Below are 22060 nucleotides of genomic sequence, written 5' to 3'. Positions count from 1 at the left end.
AACCCGCTAAAATGTGCGGAAAACCGCACACCATGACCGGCTCCACCTCCTCCCCCCTTTCCCCGCCCGCTGAACCGCGCAGGTTGCCCTGGCCGTGGCGCGTGGCCCTGACGCTGCTGGCTGTCGCCGTGGTCACGTTCACGCTGCACGCGGCAACGCAGTGGGCGCGTGACGGCGCCCTTCGCGAGGCCGCCATCCAGGCGCGCAGCACGGGCCAGATAAATGCCGCTTTATTGCGCAACAACCTCGACAAATTCCGCGCACTGCCCTTCGTGCTGACTCAGGACGTCGACTTGCGCGCCGCACTGCAAGGCGGCAGCACCAGGCAAATCGAGGCCCTGGACGAGAAACTCGAATCCCTGAGCCGCGGGGTTGGCGCCTCCGCCATCTACGTTCTGGACAAGAAAGGTCTGGCCATCGCCGCCAGCAACTGGCGCGAGCCCGCCACTTTCGTCGGAATCGGCTACGAATTCCGCCCTTATTTTCAAGGGTCGGTCGCGCACGGCGCCGCCGAACATTTCGCGCTCGGCACCGTCAGTCACGAAGCCGGCCTGTATCTGTCGCGTCGGGTCGACGACGCGCAGGGCGCGATGTTGGGCGTGGTGGTCTTGAAGGTCGACTTCCGGGATCTCGAAGCCGACTGGCGTCAGGCCAACGCCGTCATCTTCGTCACCGACGAGCACGGCGTGGTGCTGCTCGGCAATATTCCAGATTGGCGTTTCAGAGTCCTGTCGCCGCTGCCGCCTGCGCTGGCGCAAACGCTGCGCACCAGCCTGCAGTTTGGCGACGCCAAGTTTCAGCCGCTGCCTGTCTCGCCGCGCCTGCAAGCCGCCAGCAACGGGCAACTCGTCCGCATCGACGACGCCTTGCCCCGCGCCGCCGCTGGCACGCCTTTGCTGCACACCACCCTGCCGGTCACCGAATCGCCCGGCTGGACACTGCACCAGTTGTCCCCCATCCAGGCGGCCATGAACCAGGCCAGCGCCAATGCCCAACTCGGGGCATTGCTCACCCAAGGCGTGCTCGCGGCGCTGATCGGCGTGGTGCTTTACCGCCGCCACCGCAACCAGGAGCGGGCCGAGCAGCAAGCAGCCGTCCAGCAACAGCTCGCGGCATTGGTCGACGAGCGCACCGCGCAATTGCGCGACGTGAACGCCAAGCTAGTCGGCGAAATGGACGAGCGCCAACGCGCCGAAACGCAGCTTCACACCATGAAGGACGAACTGGTGCAGGCCAGCAAACTGGCATTGCTGGGCCAGGTGGCCGCCGGCGTCGCGCACGAAGTCAACCAACCCGTCGCCGCCATACGCGCCTACGCAGACAACGCCACCGAATTTCTGCGGCGCCACGACGAAGGCGCCGTCCGGGAAAACCTCGGCACCATCGCTGCATTGACCGATCGCATCGGCCACATCACCGGCGAGCTACGCGCCTTTTCGCGCAAGGCCGGTGCGACTGTCGGCCCGACGGATCTGATGGAGGCGCTCGAAGGCGCAATCCTGCTCGTTGGCCCGCGTGCCCGGCGCCAGGGCGTCACGCTGCAAAGCCCGCCCCGCAACCACAACTGCCGCGTCCAGGCGAACCGGGTCAGGCTTGAACAGGTGCTGGTCAATCTTTTGCAGAACGGGCTCGAGGCCCTCGAAGGCACGGAAAACGGCCGGATTGTCATCGCCCTGCAAGACCTGGGCGAATCCGTTCAGATACAGGTTCACGACAACGGTCCCGGACTCTCCGACGAGGCCCGCGCCCGCCTGTTCACCCCGTTTCACACGACCAAACCCGATGGCCTGGGCCTGGGCCTTGTCATCAGCCGCGACATCGTCGCCGAGTTCGGCGGCGAACTGCGCGCCGCGCGCGCAGGCGACGCCAGTTTGTCGTCTCCCCATGCGCCCGGCAGCGGCGCCTTGTTCATCCTGACCCTGCGCAAGGCGCCGGACCAGACCCACCGCACCGAGCACTCCACATGACGCGCGCCCCTGATCTCCAGCTCCCCGCCACGATCGTCACCGACGATCCCATGCAGCGGCCAGTGGCCCCTCACGCCGTCTTCATCGACGACGACGACGAACTGCGCCGCGCCGCGCTTCAAACCCTGAAGCTGCACGGCATCTCGGTGGCGGCCCACGGCAGTGCCCGCGCCGCGTTGCCGGCGTTGGACCGCAACTTCGATGGGGTGGTGGTCACCGACATCCGCATGCCGGACATGGACGGACTTGAACTGTTCCAGCGGCTGCGCAACATTGATCCGGATATCCCTGTCATCCTGATCACCGGCCATGGCGACATCGCCACAGCCGTTCAGTGCATGCGCGAAGGCGCGTATGACTTCCTGTCCAAGCCCTACCCCGCCGACCGCCTGGTCGCCGCCATCAGCCACGCCGCCGAAAAGCGGCGGCTGGTCCTCGAAAACCGCCGTCTCCGCGAAGCCGCTTTCAACGTCGAGGCCGACGAGGTGCCGTTCATCGGCACCACGCCCGCCATGCAACGCATCAAGCAGACCTTGCGCCATATCGCGGACGCCGACGTCGACGTGCTCGTCGAAGGCGAAACCGGCACCGGCAAGGAAGTCGTCGCCACAGCCCTGCACCGCCTGAGCCGCCGCCGGCACCGGCCGCTCGTCGCCATCAACTGCGGCGCCTTGCCAGAAAGCGTCATCGAAAGCGAACTCTTCGGCCACGAGCCCGGCGCTTTCACCGGCGCACAAAAGAAACGCATCGGCCGCATCGAACACGCCAGCGGCGGCACCTTGTTCCTCGACGAGATCGAAAGCATGCCGCTCGCCGTCCAGGTCAAGCTGCTGCGCGTGCTCGAATCCCGCCAGATCACCCCGCTTGGCAGCAACGAAGTCCGCAATCTCGACCTGCGCGTGGTCGCCGCTACTAAAGAAGACCTGGGCAGCCCCGCCATCCGCGCCAAGTTCCGCGAGGACCTCTTCTACCGCCTGAACGTCGTCACGATCCGGCTGCCCCCGCTACGCGAGCGCCGCGAAGACATCCCGCTGCTCTTCGCACACTATCTCGGCCACGCCGCGCGCCGCTTTCATCGCGACATCCCCGACATGCCCGCCTCGATCCGTCAGCACCTCATGACGCACGACTGGCCCGGCAACGTGCGTGAACTCGCCCACTTCGCAGAACGCTTCGTGCTGGGCGTCCTCAATGGCCCGGCACCTGATACGGCTCCGGCGCCCGCCGGCTCGCTCAGCCTTCCCGAACGCATGGAAAACTACGAGGCACAGATCATCCGCGATGCCCTCGCCGCACACCGCGGCGACATCAAAGCCACGCTCGACACCCTGGGCATACCCCGCAAAACGTTCTACGACAAACTCCAGCGCCACGGCATCGACCGCCAGGAATACGTGGCCGCGCCTCGCGGCGCCGTCTAGCGCAAGTCCCACACCGCAATCGCCCTCAAGACCCGCGCGGCGCACAGATCCCTTTACGACACCAAAAACAAAACCCCCTCGCGGCGCCAGCCGCGAGGGGGTTTTTAATAAATTCCGTCGCCGTATTCCTTTGCAGCATTCCTGATACCCGCATTTCCGATGCTGGAATCCCAATGCAGTATTCCCGACGCCACAAAGACAAAACCCCGCAGGGGATACCTGCGGGGTTTTGAGCAATAAAAGCCTGACGATGACCTACTTTCACAGACGTCCGTCCACTATCATCGGCGCAAAGGCGTTTCACTGTCCTGTTCGGGATGGGAAGGAGTGGGACCACCTTGCTATGGTCGTCAGGCGTAACTGGTTGAGCAGTTGCGGGTTAGGCAACAGCTCCAATCTTGGAAGAAGCGCAACGCGTGGCGATCAGAGCCTGGGGCTCGATGATCAGCGCACGGTGGGGTGTAATTGTGTTGGCTGGCTGCTGACGGTGCAGCCAGTATTTTGTATTGAACGACACTTGGAACGCTATATCACCAGGTCAATAACCATCAGTGTTATAGGATCAAGCCTCACGGGCAATTAGTATCGGTTAGCTTAACGCATTACTGCGCTTCCACACCCGACCTATCAACGTCCTGGTCTCGAACGACCCTTCAGGGGGATCAAGTCCCCGGGATACCTAATCTTCAGACGAGTTTCCCGCTTAGATGCCTTCAGCGGTTATCTCTTCCGTACTTAGCTACCCGGCAATGCCATTGGCATGACAACCGGTACACCAGAGGTACGTCCACTCCGGTCCTCTCGTACTAGGAGCAGGCTCCGTCAAGTATCCAACGCCCACGGCAGATAGGGACCAAACTGTCTCACGACGTTTTAAACCCAGCTCACGTACCTCTTTAAATGGCGAACAGCCATACCCTTGGGACCGGCTACAGCCCCAGGATGAGATGAGCCGACATCGAGGTGCCAAACACCGCCGTCGATATGAACTCTTGGGCGGTATCAGCCTGTTATCCCCAGAGTACCTTTTATCCGTTGAGCGATGGCCCTTCCATTCAGAACCACCGGATCACTATGTCCTGCTTTCGCACCTGTTCGACTTGTCAGTCTCACAGTCAAGCACGCTTATGCCATTGCACTATCAGCACGATTTCCGACCGTACCTAGCGTACCTTCGAACTCCTCCGTTACACTTTGGGAGGAGACCGCCCCAGTCAAACTGCCCACCATGCACTGTCCCCGATCCGGATAACGGACCAAGGTTAGAACCGCAAACAAACCAGGGTGGTATTTCAAGGATGGCTCCACGTGATCTAGCGACCACGCTTCAAAGCCTCCCACCTATCCTACACAGGCCGGTTCACAGTCCAATGCAAAGCTACAGTAAAGGTTCATGGGGTCTTTCCGTCTAGCCGCGGGTAGATTGCATCATCACAAACACTTCAACTTCGCTGAGTCTCAGGAGGAGACAGTGTGGCCATCGTTACGCCATTCGTGCAGGTCGGAACTTACCCGACAAGGAATTTCGCTACCTTAGGACCGTTATAGTTACGGCCGCCGTTTACCGGGGCTTCGATCAAGAGCTTGCACCCCATCACTTAACCTTCCGGCACCGGGCAGGCGTCACACCCTATACGTCGACTTTCGTCTTTGCAGAGTGCTGTGTTTTTAATAAACAGTCGCAGCCACCGATTCTCTGCGACCCCATCATGCTAAGCGCGCAGGCGCTTCACACTACCGGGGTATACCTTCTCCCGAAGTTACGGTATCAATTTGCCGAGTTCCTTCTCCTGAGTTCTCTCAAGCGCCTTGGAATATTCATCCCGTCCACCTGTGTCGGTTTGCGGTACGGTCTCGTACAGCTGAAGCTTAGAGGCTTTTCTTGGAACCACTTCCGATCACTTCGCAAGCAATGCTCGCTCGTGCCACACCCTTGATTTACGCGCCCGGATTTGCCTAAGCGCCATCTTCGATGCAGCAACAGGGACATCCAACACCCTGATGATTTTCCGCGATCCGTCCCCCCATCGCACTGTACGACGGTGCTGGAATATTAACCAGCTTCCCATCAGCTACGCATCTCTGCCTCGCCTTAGGGGCCGACTCACCCTGCGCCGATGAACGTTGCGCAGGAAACCTTGGACTTACGGCGAGGGGGCTTTTCACCCCCTTTATCGCTACTCATGTCAGCATTCGCACTTCTGATACCTCCAGCAGCCTTTACAAGCCACCTTCGCAGGCTTACAGAACGCTCTCCTACCGCGTGCACTAAAAGTGCACACCCGCAGCTTCGGTTTATCGCTTAGCCCCGTTACATCTTCCGCGCAGGACGACTCGATCAGTGAGCTATTACGCTTTCTTTAAAGGATGGCTGCTTCTAAGCCAACCTCCTGACTGTCTATGCCTTCCCACTTCGTTTCCCACTTAGCGATAATTCGGGACCTTAGCTGGCGGTCTGGGTTGTTTCCCTCTTGAGTCCGGACGTTAGCACCCGGTGCTCTGTCTCCCAAGCTGTACTTGCGGGTATTCGGAGTTTGCCATAGTTTGGTAAGTCGCCATGACCCCCTAGCTATAACAGTGCTCTACCCCCCGCAGTAATACTTGAGGCACTACCTAAATAGTTTTCGGAGAGAACCAGCTATTTCCAGATTTGTTTAGCCTTTCACCCCTATCCACAGCTCATCCCCTAATTTTTCAACATTAGTGGGTTCGGTCCTCCAGCACGTGTTACCGTGCCTTCAACCTGGCCATGGATAGATCATCTGGTTTCGGGTCTACACCCAGCGACTAAATCGCCCTATTCGGACTCGCTTTCGCTACGGCTTCCCTATTCGGTTAACCTTGCCACTGAATGTAAGTCGCTGACCCATTATACAAAAGGTACGCAGTCACCCCACAAGGAGGCTCCTACTGTTTGTATGCATACGGTTTCAGGATCTATTTCACTCCCCTTCCGGGGTTCTTTTCGCCTTTCCCTCACGGTACTGGTTCACTATCGGTCGATCACGAGTATTTAGCCTTGGAGGATGGTCCCCCCATCTTCAAACAGGATTTCACGTGTCCCGCCCTACTTGTCTTACGCTTAGTTCCACACACAGAATTTCGTCTACAGGGCTATCACCTGCTACGGCCGGACTTTCCATTCCGTTCGACTATCCTGCGCGCTAAAACGTAAAGGCTCATCCGATTTCGCTCGCCACTACTTTCGGAATCTCGGTTGATTTCTTTTCCTCGAGCTACTGAGATGTTTCAGTTCACCCGGTTCGCTTCCACTAGCCTATGTATTCAGCTAGGGATACTGCATTGCTGCAGTGGGTTTCCCCATTCGGACATCTGCGGATCAAAGCTTGTTTGCCAGCTCCCCGCAGCTTTTCGCAGGCTACTACGTCCTTCATCGCCTGTGATCGCCAAGGCATCCACCATATGCACTTAGTCGCTTGATCCTATAACGCTGTAGGCTATAGGACCTGAGTATTAGCGTTTGTGCCGTTCATAAGTTTCAAAGCAGTCTGAGGCTTATCACCTCAGTCTTGAGAACTTGGAACAAAAAATAATGCAATCACAACCCGTGCCCATCTTCATCAGCAACGCTGATTACTTGATGAACACATTTTCGTTGTGCTTCTTCCAGATTGTTAAAGAACAAATATAGCTGTTGGGTAAAACCCAACTCATAACGTCGTGACTGACGACACTATGAGTTGGCCTCTACATCGCCACCGGCGATCAATGAGAATCAATGGTGGAGGTGAACGGGATCGAACCGATGACATCCTGCTTGCAAAGCAGGCGCTCTCCCAGCTGAGCTACACCCCCATATTTCGCTTGCCGCGAAATACCTGGTGGGTCTGGTTGGATTCGAACCAACGACCCCCGCCTTATCAAGACGGTGCTCTAACCGACTGAGCTACAGACCCAAAACCTTCTCGGATCAGTAGTCAGGAAGCTGAAGACCTAGGGAAGATTCCCTCGACCCAAGCCTACAACTGATCCCAGCTATATCAAACAACCGATAAGAGTGGACGCTTAACACGAGCACGTAAGCTCTGAAAGGAGGTGATCCAGCCGCACCTTCCGATACGGCTACCTTGTTACGACTTCACCCCAGTCATGAATCCTACCGTGGTAATCGCCCTCCTTACGGTTAGGCTAACTACTTCTGGTAAAACCCACTCCCATGGTGTGACGGGCGGTGTGTACAAGACCCGGGAACGTATTCACCGCGACATGCTGATCCGCGATTACTAGCGATTCCGACTTCACGCAGTCGAGTTGCAGACTGCGATCCGGACTACGATCGGGTTTCTGGGATTGGCTCCCCCTCGCGGGTTGGCGACCCTCTGTCCCGACCATTGTATGACGTGTGAAGCCCTACCCATAAGGGCCATGAGGACTTGACGTCATCCCCACCTTCCTCCGGTTTGTCACCGGCAGTCTCATTAGAGTGCCCTTTCGTAGCAACTAATGACAAGGGTTGCGCTCGTTGCGGGACTTAACCCAACATCTCACGACACGAGCTGACGACAGCCATGCAGCACCTGTGTTCCGGTTCTCTTGCGAGCACTACCAAATCTCTTCGGCATTCCAGACATGTCAAGGGTAGGTAAGGTTTTTCGCGTTGCATCGAATTAATCCACATCATCCACCGCTTGTGCGGGTCCCCGTCAATTCCTTTGAGTTTTAATCTTGCGACCGTACTCCCCAGGCGGTCAACTTCACGCGTTAGCTGCGCTACCAAGGCCCGAAGGCCCCAACAGCTAGTTGACATCGTTTAGGGCGTGGACTACCAGGGTATCTAATCCTGTTTGCTCCCCACGCTTTCGTGCATGAGCGTCAGTGTTATCCCAGGAGGCTGCCTTCGCCATCGGTGTTCCTCCGCATATCTACGCATTTCACTGCTACACGCGGAATTCCACCTCCCTCTGACACACTCTAGCTCGGTAGTTAAAAATGCAGTTCCAAAGTTAAGCTCTGGGATTTCACATCTTTCTTTCCGAACCGCCTGCGCACGCTTTACGCCCAGTAATTCCGATTAACGCTTGCACCCTACGTATTACCGCGGCTGCTGGCACGTAGTTAGCCGGTGCTTATTCTGCAGGTACCGTCAGTTTCCCGGGGTATTAACCCGGAACGTTTCTTTCCTGCCAAAAGTGCTTTACAACCCGAAGGCCTTCATCGCACACGCGGGATGGCTGGATCAGGGTTTCCCCCATTGTCCAAAATTCCCCACTGCTGCCTCCCGTAGGAGTCTGGGCCGTGTCTCAGTCCCAGTGTGGCTGGTCGTCCTCTCAAACCAGCTACGGATCGTCGCCTTGGTGAGCCGTTACCCCACCAACTAGCTAATCCGATATCGGCCGCTCTAATAGTGCAAGGTCTTACGATCCCCTGCTTTCCCCCGTAGGGCGTATGCGGTATTAGCTACGCTTTCGCGTAGTTATCCCCCGCTACTAGGCACGTTCCGATACATTACTCACCCGTTCGCCACTCGCCACCAGACCGAAGTCCGTGCTGCCGTTCGACTTGCATGTGTAAGGCATCCCGCTAGCGTTCAATCTGAGCCAGGATCAAACTCTTCAGTTTAATCTCTGTATTTGTTTCGTATTCTTGGTCTGAATAAATCCAAACCAGGTCATACGTCACTACTCAAAGGAAGTGAGGTATGTTCTTAAACTTGACGTTTAAGGTACTTCACTTCTAGTGAGCACTTGATTTCTTGTGCTTGCGATAAGGCCGAAACCCAATCGCTGCACTCGCATCAAGCGCCCACACTTATCGGTTGTTTAATTGTTAAAGAGCGGTACTGCTAAATTCTGTACTACTGGTTTCTGCCCTCAACTTCGGCTAACTTCGCTTTTGCGTCGTCGCTGTCGTTGCAGCAGAGAAACGAGATTATGAAGAAGTTTTTATCGCTTGTCAAGTCAGCTTCGCTTTTGCTTTACGCCGTTGCGTCACTTACTTGCGGCGACCTCTTCAGGTCTCGCCAGGACTTTCGTCCTGCCCTAGCAGTTATTGAAACATCAGGGCAAACCCTAATTTTTCAGTAACTGCCAAGCCCAAAACTATAGCACAATTTTTGCAGATCTTGTAACTGGCTTTTGCCTGATTTGCGCCGATCCTTGCAATAACCGCTTGGCGCTCATTACTGATTGCCGCTGCGGCAGGTGAGATTGGGTTGCCCCCTCGCCTGTTGCACTTGCTTGGCTTCGCGTCTCAAAACTGTCTGAGCTGCGAAGGAGCGAGACTATAGCACAGAATTTTGGGCTGTCATGCCAGTGTCGCAAATTTGTTGATGGAAAGGCAGTCAGGCTGGCGCCGGCGACCTGCTCCGTCGAAGGAGGCACGGGCCGTGAGTGGCCGCGCCTATATATAGATAGCGGTAGCCCCTGCTTGTGGGACTAGTATGTACGTTTACTATTCGCCTGTAAGCCGCATCTGATTGGAGACAGATACCTCATGCCCCCTGCGATCGCCCTGAGCGAAGACATCCTGATCAACGTCACCCCGTTTGAAACCCGCGTTGCGCTGGTGGAACAGGGGTCGGTTCAGGAATTGCACGTCGAACGTAGCATCCAGCGGGGCCACGTCGGCAATATCTATCTGGGTCGGGTCGTGCGGGTGCTGCCCGGCATGCAGAGCGCGTTCATCGACATTGGGCTGGAGCGGGCGGCGTTCATTCATATTGCGGACCTGCGCGAGAATCGCACCGAGCGCAGCCAGGGTTTGACGCCGACGCCAATCGAAAAGCTGATATTTCAGGGACAGACCCTCATGGTGCAGGTCGTGAAGGATCCGCTCGGCACCAAGGGCGCGCGGCTGTCGACGCAGATCAGCATGGCCGGGCGGATGCTGGTGTACCTGCCGCACGATCCGCACATCGGCATTTCGCAGAAGATCGATTCCGAGTCCGAACGCATCCAGTTGCGCGAACGTCTGCAAGCGCTGATGCCCTCGGACGAAAAAGGCGGATTCATCGTGCGCACGCAGGCCGAGGGCGCCAACGACGCGGAGCTAACTGCCGACGTGGAATATCTGCGCAAGCTGTGGACGAGTGTCCAGGCGGCGGCCCGCACCCAGCCCGCCCCCGCGCTGTTGCACCAGGACCTGACGCTTGCCCAGCGCGTATTGCGCGACATGGTCGGCCCCGAGACCGGGTCGATCCTGGTGGATTCACGCACGACGACTGCCGCGATGCTGGAATGGGCGCGTGTGTACACGCCTTCGGTGGTTGACCGCATCAAGCATTACAGCGGCGAGCGCCCTCTGTTCGACACCGCCAACGTGGATGACGAGATTGCGCGCGCGCTGTCGCGCCGGGTCGACCTGAAGTCGGGCGGCTATCTGATCATTGACCAGACGGAGGCGTTGACCACGGTGGACGTCAACACCGGCGGGTTTGTGGGGGGCCGCAATTTCGACGACACGATCTTCAAGACGAACCTTGAGGCGGCACAGGCAATTGCGCGGCAGCTGCGCCTGCGCAACCTGGGGGGAATCGTGATCCTGGACTTCATCGACATGGAGGAACAGGAACACCGCGACACCGTGCTGGCGGAGCTGAAGAAGGCGTTGTCGCGCGATCGGACCCGCATGACCGTCAATGGATTCACGCAGTTGGGGCTGGTGGAAATGACGCGCAAGCGCACGCGCGACTCGCTGGCGCACCAGCTTTGCGAGCCCTGCCCCATGTGCGAGTCGCGCGGCAATGTGCGTACGCCGCGCACGGTCTGTTATGAAATCCTGCGCGAGATTCTGCGCGAGGCCCGGCAATTCAATCCCAAGGAGTTTCGCATTCTTGCCTCGCAGGAAGTGGTGGACCTTTTCCTGGAAGAGGAAAGCCAGCATTTGGCAATGCTGGGCGACTTTGTAGGCAAGCGCGTGTCGCTGGAAGTGGAAGCGGCGTATTCGCAGGAGAAGTACGACATCATCCTCGTTTGACGGCATAAGAAGAATGCCTAGTCATCGGACCGACAGAAGAGCCGCGCCTGCAAGCGCGGCTTTTTTCATTTCCGGTGCGACAGGATGGGGCCATCGGGCAGCCGAAATGGCGATGTGTTTGCGCGCCAGTTAATGCGCTCGTTTGAGCTGACAACCGCGCTGGCGGCCGCTCTTCATCAGGTCCGCATTCTGCGCGCATGCGAGGACGAGAGGCTATACCCGAATCGCGAACGGGCTTCAACTCGATATGTGTGGATTTTGTGACTTAACAATTCGTTTGAAATGATTTCTGAAACGGATGGCGACAAGTAAGGGTTATCGATAAGCTGCGGGCGCTTTGCCGGGTCGGTTACCGCCTCGGCGCTTTTCCCTTAGTCATTCGGAGGTCATTGCAATGAAGTCCCTATTCCGTCCGTTCCTGGTACTGGTCGCGGCCCTGCCGCTGATGCTGGCAGCCTGCGGCGACAAGGAGCCCGAGCAGCGCGCGGCGTTCACGCAGTTCCTGCAGACGCGCATCGTGGACAAGCCGGGCGTGCGTGTGCCGAAGCTGACGGAGGAAGAAAAGAAGTCCTTCGGCGACTACGCGGCCCACTACGCCATCATCACCGACTTCAATGCCGGCATGGATGCGTCGGTCAAGCCGCTGTCGGGGATCCTGCAGAAGGGTCAGGTGCGCTCGGTGAACGATATCGTCACGCGCCGCGAGGACCTGAAGTCCGTGCGTGCCGGTCTGAACGACATGAACGCGGCGCTGAAGGAGCATCGCGCCAAGGCCGACGCGGCTCACGCCCAGCTCAAGCAGCCTGAGGACCTGAAGGCCGTTTACGACAAGGCCTACGAGAAGACCATCACCCTGCCGGCCGACACCTTTGGCGACGTGCTGCCGCAGATCAACGCCACCTACGACGTCACCCTGAAGATCGCCGACTACGTGGAAGCGAACAAATCGAAGATCGAGATCTCGGGCAACAGCGTGACGGTGACCGATCCTGCCGTGCAAGCCGAGCTGAACAAGCTGCTGCAAGAGATGAACGCGCAGGCCAAAAATGTGCAGCAGGCACAGACGCGCCTGCAGGCCGTGATCATGGGCCGTTAAGCACCGCTCAAGCACGCTGCGCCACGCATCGCCCCGCCGTCACCGAAAGGTGCGGCGGGGTTTTTCTTGCCATGTCGATAATCAGGCTGGCGCCGACGCGACGCGATTGCGGCCCGCGGCCTTGGCCTGGTAAACGGCCGCATCGGCGGCTTCCACAAGGGCGGCCGAGACGTCGTCGCCTAGCGGCACGACCGTGGCCACGCCGACGCTGACGGTGACGATACCGCCTTCGTTGTCTTCGTGCGGAATGGCCAGGTCCTGGACCGCGCGCCGGATACTTTCGGCGATGACCAGCGCCTGTTCGCGGCGCGTGTCGGGCAGCAGCACCACGAACTCTTCGCCGCCGTATCTGGCTGCCAGATCGCGAGGCCGGCGAGCCTTGTTCTGAAGCGCAAGCGCCAGCATCTTGAGCAGTGCGTCGCCTTCCTGGTGGCCATAGCGGTCGTTGTAAAGCTTGAAGCGGTCGGCATCCAGGAACAGCAGCGACAGCGGCGCGCGATCGCGACGCGCGGCCGCCCATTCCCGATCGAGTACCTCGTCAAAGGTGCGCCGGTTGGCGATACCGGTGAGTCCGTCCGTCTGGGCCTGACGCGCCAATTGCGCCTCGAACGCCTGCCGCCAGCGCATCTCGCGCCGAAAGAGGAGGATCTGCGCCATCACCGATGCAAAGAGCGCCAAGGTCACGGGCACGATCAGGGCGGCGCGGCGCACCCAGGGTTCGAGCAGATCGTCGACGGCCAACGCCACGTCGATCACCAGCGGCGTGCGCTCGATGGCGTCGAACGCATACAGACGATTGACGCCATCGGGCGACAGCACGCCGACAAATGCGCCCTCGCGGCCAATCAGGTATTGCTGGAAGTCGAGCGGCATGTCGATGCCGCTGTCGAAGTCGGCATGTGAATAGGGATTGCGCAACAGCACAACACCGTCGTTGCGAAAGACCGTGATCGCGTCGTGCGGACCGATGGACACCTCGGCAAAGCGATCGCGAAAGTACGCCATGCGCAGGGAGCTGGCAACGACGCCGGCGAAACTGCCGTCGGCGTTGGAGATCCGCCGGCTGATCGCAATGCTTTCATCGGCGCTTCGCAGCCGGCTGTAATACGGCCGGCTGACGTAGAGACCGACGTCGTCCGTGGTCTGGTGCACCTTGAAGTAGTCGCGGTCCGCGAAATTGACGTCAGGCGGGGTGGCGGCAAGCGAGTCGTACCGAATGTTGCCTTGGGCGTCGAGCACGACGATGGCGCCGAGATACGCCGCGGTGGCGGCGCGGTCAAAGAGGAAGCGATGCCGGGATTCCGGTTCGAGGTCGGCGATGCCTGGCTCTTGCAGGCGCTCGACCACGCCCTGCAGCGACAGGTCGTAGACATGCAACGTGCGGCCGATGTCCGCCGCGAGCACGCTGGCCAGGTTGCGGGCCGATACGTAGGCCGCGTCCCATGCCCGGGCACGCGCGGAAAGACAGCAGCCGGGCGCGGCGCGCCCGAGGCGGGACTTTCAGGACAGCGCGGCGGCTGCGATGCGGAACGGGAAGGCCTTGGCCCCGCGTGCCTTGTCGGTTTCGCGGTGGGCGTTGATGGCCCAGGCGGGCCCTGCCCCGCCGGCCTGCGCCATCAATTGGCGGGTGAGCACGCCAGAGAATCCGCAACGAAGCGTCATGGCCTGACGCCGGGCAAGCTCGATTCCGATGGCGTGCGACGTAGTCGAATTACGGTCCGTTTGCAGCATGGCAGCCCCCTGGCAAAAGCGCTTCCTGAGTGAAGCGTCATTGCGGATTAATCTACCCTAGCTGTTTGATTTTGCGCGTGAAATGATGCGTAAAGTAATGCAAAGATCCGGAAATGCACGCCGAAAAATAGCCGTCAGGCGGATGGACTGGGCGCCGCGTCGCCGGTTTCGCGGTCCGGACGGTCATTGATGCCATCCGGTTGGCCCGTCATATTTCCGTAGAGCAGCGAGCGGCCGGCGAACAGCCCGCCTGCCACCTCGAGTTCGAAGCGTTCGGTGTCGCGTTGCCGTACGTCCTGAATGACCTCCTCGGCCTCGTCAGGCGGCACGCCGATGGCGCGCAACGCCGCTTCGCCGAAGACCAGCGCCGATTCCAGGGTTTCGCGGACCTGGAAATCCACCCCTTCGCGGGCCAGCGCCAGCGAATGGATGCGGTCATAGGCCCGCACCACGACGCGCACCAGCGGGAATTCGGATTTGATGAGATGCACCATGTGGGTGGCGGCGCGCGGGTCGTCGATGCACACCAGGATGGCGCAGGCGTTTTCGGCGCCAGCCGAACGCAGCATGTCGGCGCGCGTACCGTCCCCGTAATACACCTTCACCCCCCACTTTGCCGCGGCGCGGATCGCGTCGGTGTCGGTGTCCAGGATCGAGACCTTTACCCCGCGTGCCAGCATTGCCTGCGTCACGATCTGGCCGAAACGGCCAAAACCCACGATCAGCGCGCAGCCGTCCAGGTCGCGGGCCACGTCCACGCCATCCATGGACGGCTTGGGTTTGGGCAGGAGCCAGCGCAAGGCCAGGACGCACAGCGGGGTGAGCGCCATGGAAATGATGACGACCGCGGTCAGCACCGCGCCCGTATGCGCGTCGAAGATGCCTTTGTCGGCGGCTGCGCTGTACAGCACGAAGGCAAACTCGCCGCCTTGCGCCAGCAGCGCGCAACGGGTGATGGCTTCGGCATGGGTGGCGCGCAGCAGGCGCGCCACGATGTAGACGCCCACGGATTTGACCGCCATGAACGCGACGACGCCCGCCAGGATGAGCGGCCATTCCCGCGCCACGGCCAGGAGGTCCAGCGACATGCCCACGCCCAGGAAGAACAGGCCGAGCAGGATGCCGCGAAACGGCTCGATATCGGCTTCGAGCTGATGGCGGAATGTGGATTCGGACAGCAGCACACCGGCCAGGAACGCGCCCATGGCCATGGACAGGCCGCCCAGTTCCATCAGCAACGCGGCGCCCAGCACGACGAGCAATGCGGCCGCGGTCATCACTTCGCGCGCATGCGCCGCGGCCAGAAGACGGAACAGAGGGTTTAGCAGCCACCGGCCGGCGGCCAGCAGCGCCAGAATGCAGCCGAGCGCAATGGCGGCCTGCCACCACGGATTGGCCTCGCTGCCGCTGCTTGCCGGAGCCAGCAAGGCGGCCAGCGCCAGCAGCGGGACGATCGCCAGGTCTTCGAGAAGGAGGATGGAGACGATGCGTTGGCCCTGCGCGCTGGTGGTCTCGTCGCGCTCGGCCAGGATCTGCATCACGATGGCCGTGGATGAAAGCACGAAACCCATCGCTGCCATGAAGGCCGCGGCGCCTGACAGGCCGGCCAGCAACCCGACGCCGGTAAGCAGCGCGCCGCAAACCAGCACCTGCGCGACGCCCAGCCCGAAGATTTCGCCGCGCAGCTTCCAGAGGCGCGACGGCTGCATCTCCAGCCCGATGATGAAAAGAAACATCACCACGCCCAGTTCCGCGACGTGCAGGATGGATTTGGGATCGGTGAAAAACCCGATGCCGAACGGGCCTATCGCCAGGCCGGCCGCCAGATAGCCCAGGACCGAACCCAGTCCGAGACGCTTGAACAAGGGGACGGCAATCACCGCTGCGCCAAGCAGAACGACGACGTTGAGGACTTGATTGCCTTCGGAAGGCAGGGCCATGGAGCGCTCCTGGTTGCATGGCGGGCCGAAGCGCCTGGGACGCCGCCCAGCCCGCTATGCGCAGGCTGGGGCCATTTTCCGGCAAACCGCGGGATTGGCAAACAGGAACTTCGGCAATGAAAAGCCGCCCCGAGGGGCGGCTGCTGGGGAAAGACGTATACGGTTTGGCTCAGTCTTCCCGGAACTGCATCTTGTAGAGGGATGCGTACAGGCCGTCGGCCGCCAGCAGTTCCGCGTGCGGACCCTGTTCGACGATCTTGCCGGCGTCCAGGACGATGATGCGGTCGGCGTTCTGGACGGTGGACAGGCGGTGCGCGATGACCAGCGTGGTGCGCCCCTTCATCAGGCGTTCCAGCGAGGCCTGCACCTGGCGTTCGGATTCGTTGTCGAGCGCCGACGTCGCTTCGTCCAGGATCAGGATGGGCGCGTTCTTGATGAGCGCGCGCGCGATGGCCAGACGCTGGCGCTGGCCGCCGGACAGGCGGGCGGCGTTCTCGCCCACGGGCGTATTGATGCCCTGCGGCAGGCCTTCGACGAAGTCGAGCAGGTTGGCGGCGGCCAGCGCATCGCGCACCTTTTGCTCGCTGGACTTGCCCAATGCGCCGTAGCCGACGTTGGCGGCGATCGTGTCGTCGAACAGCACGACGTCCTGGCTGACCAGCGACAGGTGCGAGCGCAGGCTGCGCAGCGTGAGTTCATCGATGGGCACGTCGTCCACGAGGATCTGGCCGCTGTCGGCCAGCACGAAGCGGGGCAGCATGTTGACCAGCGTGGTCTTGCCGCTGCCCGAGCGGCCCACGAGGGCGACGGTCTGACCGGGTTCGACCACGAAGGAAATGTCATTGACCGTGTCGCGGTCGGCGTCGGGGAAGCGATGCGACACGCTGCGGAACTCGACCTTGCCGCGCACGGGCTCGGGCAATTCCTTGGTGCCGGTGTCGTTTTCCGGGATCTGGTCGATCAGGGTGAACACGCTTTCGGCCGAGACCAGCATCTTTTGCAGGCGGGCGGCCACGTTGGTCAGGCGTTTGATGGGGTCGAAGATCTGGGCCAGCGCGGCCATGAACGACGCGAAGCTGCCCACGGTGAGCGAGCCGCTGTTGGCCTGGCTGAGCGCCACGGCGATGACCGCGCCCACGGAAATCGAGATGCAGACCTGGGTCAAGGGCGTCAGCGCCGCATCGGCCGTGGCCGTGCGCATGGCAAAGCGGCGCAGGCGCCGGCTGACGAAATCGAAGCGGCCGCGTTCGACCTCGTAGCCGTCGAACAGCTTGATGACGCGCTGGCCGTCGATGCCTTCGCCGACCACGCGGGTCAGCTCGGCGTTCATGTTGACGGTTTCGCGGTTGATGCGGCGCAGGCGCTTGATGAAAAAGCGCGAGATCAGGACCGAGACCGGCAGCATGACCAGGATGATCAGCGTCAGCACCCACGACATGTAGAGCAGGACGCAGATCAGCGCGATGACCACCAGGGTTTCGCGCACCAGCACGGTGATGACGTCGGTGGCGTAGCCGGTGACGTTGCCGGCGTCGATGGTGAAGCGGTTCAGGAGGCGCCCGGTGTCGCCGCGCTTGAAGTCGGCGTCCGGCAGGCCAAGGAGGCGCTCGAACATGTCGCGCCGCATGCCCAGCAGCACGTTGTTGGCCACCCAGGCCAGCAGGTAGTCGCTGAAGAAGTTGCAGATGCCGCGCACCAGGATCAGGCCCACGACCGCCAGCGGCAGCGCCCACACGTAATACGGCTTGGCGCCTGAGAAGCCGCCGTCCAGGAGGGGCTTCATGATGACCGCCAGCACGGGCTGCGTGGCCGCGGCGCCTGCCATCAGGAGGACGGCCGCCAGCAAGCCCTTCCAGTAGGAACCGACCCGGCTGTAGATCCGGGTCCAGAGTTCGGATTTGACGGGCTGGGAGCCCGCTGGCGCATTCCGTGCGGCAGAATTCAAAGGGATCACTCGCTTTTCATACAATTGTGCCCAGGATTGTACCGGCTGCGCGTCTGCGCGCCGTCCCCGCCCCTTAGCCCTATCCGCGCCCGTGCGCCCTTCCATGTCCGATATCAGTTGCCTGTATGTCCGCCTGCCCAACTGGGTGGGCGATGTCTGCATGAGCCTGCCCAGCCTGCGCGCCCTGGCGGCAAGCGGCCTTCCCCTCGTCCTCTGCGCCCGCCCCTGGGCCCGCGACCTGCTCGATGGCGTGGACAAACTGGATTTCGTCCCCATGCGCGGCAAGGTCGGGCCGGACCGGGCGGCGGTCAGCGCCCACCGTCGCGGGCTGGGCGCGCAAGGCCGCCGCGCCCGGGGCCTGCTGTTGCCGGATTCCCTGTCCAGCGCCCTGGTGTTCCGGCTGGCCGGCGTGCCGTCGGCGGGGTACCGCGACGACGGCCGCAGCTTTCTGCTGCGCTGGCCGTTCGCCAAACCCGACCAGCCGATGCATGCCGTCGAATCCTGGCATCACCTGACCCGCGAGGCCCTGATCCGCTGGAATCTGCCCAGCGGTCCCGCCCAGCCCGGCCCGACGCTGGACCTGCCGCTGACGGCGGCGCATGAACGCGCGGCCGGCGAGGCCCTGGCCCAGGCCGGCCTGCAAGACCGGCCCTTCGTCCTGATTGCGCCCACCGCCACGGGTCTGCACAAGGGCAGGATCAAGGTGTGGCCGGGATTCGATACACTGACGCGCGCCCTGCAGGCCCGCGGCCATACCGTGGTAATGTGCCCCCCTCCGGCCGAAACCGACGAAGCCCGCCGCAATGCGCCGACCGCTCAGTTGCTGCCCCCGCTGGGATTGAGCGCCTTTGCGGCGCTGACCGCGCGGGCCGCGCTGGTGATTTGTAACGATTCCGGCGTGTCGCACGTCGCGGCGGCGGCGTCGGCGCGGCAGCTGACGCTGTTTGGCGTGACACAGCCGCAACGCACCGGCCCGTGGTCGCCGCGCGCGGTGTGCCTGGGCAGCGACCAGGCTTGGCCGTCGCAGGAAGAAGCAACACAGCAGGCCGAGCGCCTGCTGGATGGTACGCAGTAATCAGGACAGTCTCGAAATGACCTTTTCCAGCTATCTCACGAATCTGATCATTCCCTTGAATTTGTGCATCACCCTGGTGGTCCTTGGCCTGGTGCTGGGACTGTTCCGGCTTCGCAAGACGGGCCTCACGCTTGTCGCGGCAGGCTTGCTCTGGGCGCTGGCCTGGTCGTTGCCGGCGACGTCGCTGTGGGCGGGCGGCGCGCTGGAGAACCGCTATCCGCACAAGCCCGCCGCCGAGATGCCGACGGCCGACGCGATCGTGGTGCTGGGCGGCAATACCGCCAACGGCCGCGCCAATTGGTTCCTGCCCTATGACAAGGACACGGCCATCGTGCGCGTGGATGCCGCGGCCCAGCTGTATCTGGCCGGCCGCGCGCCCAAGGTGCTGCTGTCGGGCGGCGCGCTGGAAGGCGATGTCAGCGAAGCGCGCGGCATGGCGCATGCGATCCGCCAGCAGGGCGTTCCGGAGTCGGCCCTGATTCTGGAAAACGCCAGCCGCACCACCTATGAAAACGCCACACTCACCGAAGACCAGCTCAAGGCGCGCGGCATCGGCAAGGTGCTGCTGGTCACGTCCGCCTTGCACATGCCCCGCGCCATGGCGGCCTTTTCCAAGCAGGGCGTGGAAGTGATTGCCGCCCCCGCGCCGCCGCAGATCGTGGAGCCGGCCGACGGGTCGCTGTCGTTGTGGCTGCCCGATGAACGCACGTTCGACGCCAGCCGTTCGATCGTGAAGGAATACGCGGGTCTCTTTGTGTACTGGTTGCGCGGATGGGTATGAGCCTGACCGGCGCGGCGCCAGCGTGCCGCTCGGGATGCGGCGCCTGCTGCATCGCGCCGTCGATCACGCGGCCCATTCCGGGGATGCCGCAGGGCAAGCCCGCGGGCGTGCCTTGTGTTCAGTTGCTGCCGGACATGCGGTGCGCGATCTTTGGCGATCCTTCCCGCCCGGACTTCTGCGAGGGACTGCAGCCCCAGCACGAGATGTGCGGTCCCGACCGCGAACACGCCATCCACTGGCTGGCCGACCTGGAAAGGGCAACCGCGCCCTGCCATTGAAAACGGGGCTCGACGCCCCGTTTTTCAATGGCGCTCCAGCAGCACCTGTTCGTACAGGGCCTCGTAGCGCGAGGCCACGGTTTCCCAGCTTTGGTCGCGAGCGATTTCCAGGCCACGTGACGTCAGCGCCGCGCGCAGCTGCGGATCCGAACCCAGGCTTTCCAGCGCCTGCGCCAATTGGGCGCCATCGCGCGGGTCCTGCAGAATGAGCGCATCCGTTCCCGCCGTGAGGTATTGCGCAAAGCCGCAATAGACCGGCGAACTGACGATGACCGGCAGACCGTGCGACATGGCTTCCAGCGGCGCCATGCCGTAGCTGTCGTTCAGGGTCGGGTGCGTGTAGATGTCGGCCGCATTGAAATACTGGGCGACGTCCGGGGTGGGATCGACCAGCGTGACGCGGCGGGCGACGTCTCCGGCGGCGCGTACGCGCTCGCGCGTGGGCTCGTCGGCGCCGACCACCAGCAGCCGGTAGCGCGGCGGCAAGAGCGCCAGCGCGTCCAGCAAGGCGGGCAGGCCCTTGCGCAGCGGATTGCGCGCCACCAGCAGACAGCCGATCGTGTCCGCGTCCCAGCCGAGCCGCGCGCGCGTGGCCAGGCGGCCCCCGTTACGGTCGGGCGCGGGCAGCTTGACGCCCGGGGCGATGATGTCGACCGCGAGATCTTCGCCGTAGCTGCGGTGCAGCTGGTCCATGATGAGGCCCGATACCGCCACCACGCGGCGCTGGGGCGTCTTGCGCACGCGCAGCTTTTCGAGCATCAGGTAGGTAGCCAGCCGCGGGCTGAGCCAGGCCGTCAGGCGCTGCAGCGGCGTGACCCGGGTGATGCGGTTGTAGCGGACCGGCGTCACGTGCATGACCTGGATTTCGCCCGCCCAGCCGTTCATGTGCGAATGGACGATGTCGAAGCGGCCGCGGGTGAGGCGGTCGGCGCGCCAGGCGAAATACAGCACCCGCGTCCAGCTGGGCAGCCAGCCGGGAAACCGCACGGGCAGGTATTCGAATGGCAGGTCGCTGTCGAAATCGCGGGCGACCACGGAGATGTCGTGGCGCTTGCCGAGTACACGCATCAACTCGACGCCATAGGCCTCGGCCCCGCCGAAACGGTTGCCGAAGCGATCAACCAACAGCGCGATGCGAAGCCGGCGTTCAGGAGCGCCGGCGGCTGTCTTCATACCGGGTGAGGCACTTCTGGAGGAATCGGAAGATATTGGTCGAACGCGCCACGGTCACACGCGGCAGTCCGAAGGGATCGTCGGACGCCGCCGCCAGGCCGCGCTTGGTGAGCGTGGCGTTCTCGTAACCGGCCTCGCGCGCCATGGCCTGATGCTCGGGGCCATGGTCGCCATACGGATAACAGAACGCGGTGACGGGCGCGCCCAGCGCCTGTTCGAGCTCGTCCTTGGACTGGACGATCTGGCGCCGCGCTTCTTCGGCAGGCAGCTCGGGCAGGTGGACGTGATCCAGCGTGTGCGAGCCGACCTCGTTGCCGGCCTGCGCCCATTCCCGCATTTCCTGGACGGTCATCAGCGGCGCAAACGGGATCCCCTTTTCGAGGTCCCACACGTTGCCGCCGTCGAACTGCCGGGCCACGAAATAGTTGGTGGCGGTGAATCCCAGTTCGCTCAGTACCGGCATCGCGTTGTGATGCACATTGCGGAAACCGTCGTCGAACGTGATGCCGAAGACCTTTCCCTGGCGCTCGCCGCGGACGTAAGGCATGACGTCGCGCATGGACAATCCGCGATAGCCCAGCCGGCGCATCCAGCGCATCTGGCGGGCAAAGCTATCGGGATGTACCGTCAGTCCGCGAAACGGCGTGCCCTTGGGGTTGGGCTCGCCGATCTGGTGATACATAAGGATTGGAATAGACATAGCTCGACATTATATGGC

General features: G+C 61.9%; 13 protein-coding genes, 2 tRNA genes and 3 rRNA genes. 7 read left to right on the top strand and 11 right to left on the bottom strand.

Features of this window, described 5'->3' with window-relative positions:
• Positions 1–32: 32 nt before the first annotated feature.
• Both H4P35_RS08420 and H4P35_RS08415 read left to right on the top strand, forming a co-directional pair.
• On the top strand, positions 33–1967 hold the full coding sequence (locus H4P35_RS08420; protein WP_226848605.1) for an ATP-binding protein: 1935 nt from the start codon (positions 33–35) through the stop codon (positions 1965–1967).
• Between the two features lie 50 nt (positions 1968–2017).
• A complete protein-coding gene (locus tag H4P35_RS08415; protein ID WP_152385447.1) occupies positions 2018–3388 on the top strand; it encodes a sigma-54 dependent transcriptional regulator in 1371 nt (456 codons plus the stop codon).
• Between the two features lie 242 nt (positions 3389–3630).
• On the opposite strand, the gene rrf is transcribed toward H4P35_RS08415, so the two are convergent.
• The 5 genes from rrf to H4P35_RS08390 form a co-directional block, all read right to left on the bottom strand.
• Positions 3631–3743: ribosomal RNA gene (gene rrf / locus H4P35_RS08410) — 5S ribosomal RNA — on the bottom strand.
• 203 nt (positions 3744–3946) lie between these two features.
• A 23S ribosomal RNA gene (locus H4P35_RS08405) occupies positions 3947–6831 on the bottom strand.
• Between the two features lie 297 nt (positions 6832–7128).
• Positions 7129–7204: transfer RNA gene (locus tag H4P35_RS08400), tRNA-Ala, on the bottom strand.
• A 24-nt stretch (positions 7205–7228) separates the two neighbouring features.
• Positions 7229–7305 (bottom strand) — tRNA-Ile (locus H4P35_RS08395).
• A 132-nt stretch (positions 7306–7437) separates the two neighbouring features.
• A 16S ribosomal RNA gene (locus tag H4P35_RS08390) occupies positions 7438–8968 on the bottom strand.
• The 16S, 23S and 5S rRNA genes sit together here with 2 tRNA genes alongside, the layout of an rRNA operon.
• Positions 8969–9859: 891 nt before the next feature.
• On the opposite strand from H4P35_RS08390, the gene rng reads away from it, so the two are divergent.
• Both rng and H4P35_RS08380 read left to right on the top strand, forming a co-directional pair.
• Entirely contained in the window at positions 9860–11323 is a 1464-nt protein-coding gene (gene rng / locus H4P35_RS08385) for a ribonuclease G (RefSeq protein WP_226849450.1), read from the top strand.
• A gap of 394 nt (positions 11324–11717) precedes the next feature.
• A complete protein-coding gene (locus H4P35_RS08380; RefSeq protein WP_056320219.1) occupies positions 11718–12419 on the top strand; it encodes a DUF3053 domain-containing protein in 702 nt (233 codons plus the stop codon).
• 81 nt (positions 12420–12500) lie between these two features.
• On the opposite strand, the gene H4P35_RS08375 is transcribed toward H4P35_RS08380, so the two are convergent.
• The 4 genes from H4P35_RS08375 to msbA all read right to left on the bottom strand — a co-directional run bounded on the left by H4P35_RS08375 (position 12501) and on the right by msbA (position 18035).
• Complete coding sequence (locus H4P35_RS08375; RefSeq protein ID WP_255616273.1) at positions 12501–13823, bottom strand: diguanylate cyclase; 1323 nt, start codon at positions 13821–13823, stop codon at positions 12501–12503.
• 96 nt (positions 13824–13919) lie between these two features.
• Positions 13920–14150, bottom strand: coding sequence for a hypothetical protein (locus tag H4P35_RS08370; protein ID WP_062838401.1), 231 nt, complete (start codon positions 14148–14150; stop codon positions 13920–13922).
• A 134-nt stretch (positions 14151–14284) separates the two neighbouring features.
• Positions 14285–16090, bottom strand: coding sequence for a monovalent cation:proton antiporter-2 (CPA2) family protein (locus tag H4P35_RS08365; RefSeq protein WP_152383887.1), 1806 nt, complete (start codon positions 16088–16090; stop codon positions 14285–14287).
• A gap of 169 nt (positions 16091–16259) precedes the next feature.
• A complete protein-coding gene (gene msbA, locus H4P35_RS08360; protein ID WP_056320209.1) occupies positions 16260–18035 on the bottom strand; it encodes a lipid A export permease/ATP-binding protein MsbA in 1776 nt (591 codons plus the stop codon).
• A 103-nt stretch (positions 18036–18138) separates the two neighbouring features.
• Here msbA and H4P35_RS08355 point away from each other — a divergent pair, with 103 nt between their 5' ends.
• Genes H4P35_RS08355 through H4P35_RS08345 form a run of 3 tightly spaced genes read left to right on the top strand, consistent with a single transcriptional unit; the run spans position 18139 to position 20169 of the window.
• The gene (locus H4P35_RS08355) at positions 18139–19110 is read left to right on the top strand and encodes a glycosyltransferase family 9 protein (RefSeq protein ID WP_226848604.1); all 972 of its coding nucleotides are present in this window, start codon (positions 18139–18141) and stop codon (positions 19108–19110) included.
• A gap of 16 nt (positions 19111–19126) precedes the next feature.
• Positions 19127–19891, top strand: a complete 765-nt coding sequence (locus tag H4P35_RS08350; protein ID WP_062838404.1) for a YdcF family protein — start codon at positions 19127–19129, stop codon at positions 19889–19891.
• The gene (locus H4P35_RS08345) at positions 19888–20169 is read left to right on the top strand and encodes a YkgJ family cysteine cluster protein (RefSeq protein WP_226848603.1); all 282 of its coding nucleotides are present in this window, start codon (positions 19888–19890) and stop codon (positions 20167–20169) included. Before H4P35_RS08350 ends, H4P35_RS08345 begins: the two co-directional genes overlap by 4 nt.
• 24 nt (positions 20170–20193) lie before the next feature.
• On the opposite strand, the gene H4P35_RS08340 is transcribed toward H4P35_RS08345, so the two are convergent.
• Positions 20194–21342: a glycosyltransferase family 4 protein gene (locus tag H4P35_RS08340; protein ID WP_226848602.1), complete on the bottom strand. Its 1149-nt coding sequence runs from the start codon at positions 21340–21342 to the stop codon at positions 20194–20196.
• Complete coding sequence (locus H4P35_RS08335) at positions 21317–22042, bottom strand: polysaccharide deacetylase family protein (RefSeq protein WP_155721747.1); 726 nt, start codon at positions 22040–22042, stop codon at positions 21317–21319. The genes H4P35_RS08340 and H4P35_RS08335 overlap by 26 nt, the downstream gene beginning before the upstream one ends.
• Positions 22043–22060: the final 18 nt, after the last annotated feature.

It is taken from the genome of Achromobacter sp. 77 (assembly GCF_020541125.1).
GTDB lineage: Bacteria > Pseudomonadota > Gammaproteobacteria > Burkholderiales > Burkholderiaceae_B > Achromobacter > Achromobacter mucicolens.
The sequence above is the reverse complement of the archived record's forward strand: the minus strand, read 5'-3'. Positions and strand labels throughout refer to the sequence as shown.

Bases quoted from the DNA above. Each gene is read 5' to 3' on its own strand.
- H4P35_RS08420 (WP_226848605.1), top strand. From the start codon at position 33: ATGACCGGCTCCACCTCCTCCCCCCTTTCCCCGCCCGCTGAACCGCGC.
- H4P35_RS08415 (WP_152385447.1), top strand. From the start codon at position 2,018: ATGCAGCGGCCAGTGGCCCCTCACGCCGTCTTCATCGACGACGACGAC.
- H4P35_RS08380 (WP_056320219.1), top strand. From the start codon at position 11,718: ATGAAGTCCCTATTCCGTCCGTTCCTGGTACTGGTCGCGGCCCTGCCG.
- H4P35_RS08370 (WP_062838401.1), bottom strand. From the start codon at position 14,150: ATGCTGCAAACGGACCGTAATTCGACTACGTCGCACGCCATCGGAATC.
- H4P35_RS08365 (WP_152383887.1), bottom strand. From the start codon at position 16,090: ATGGCCCTGCCTTCCGAAGGCAATCAAGTCCTCAACGTCGTCGTTCTG.
- H4P35_RS08355 (WP_226848604.1), top strand. From the start codon at position 18,139: ATGTCCGATATCAGTTGCCTGTATGTCCGCCTGCCCAACTGGGTGGGC.
- H4P35_RS08350 (WP_062838404.1), top strand. From the start codon at position 19,127: ATGACCTTTTCCAGCTATCTCACGAATCTGATCATTCCCTTGAATTTG.
- H4P35_RS08345 (WP_226848603.1), top strand. From the start codon at position 19,888: ATGAGCCTGACCGGCGCGGCGCCAGCGTGCCGCTCGGGATGCGGCGCC.
- H4P35_RS08340 (WP_226848602.1), bottom strand. From the start codon at position 21,342: ATGAAGACAGCCGCCGGCGCTCCTGAACGCCGGCTTCGCATCGCGCTG.
- H4P35_RS08335 (WP_155721747.1), bottom strand. From the start codon at position 22,042: ATGTCTATTCCAATCCTTATGTATCACCAGATCGGCGAGCCCAACCCC.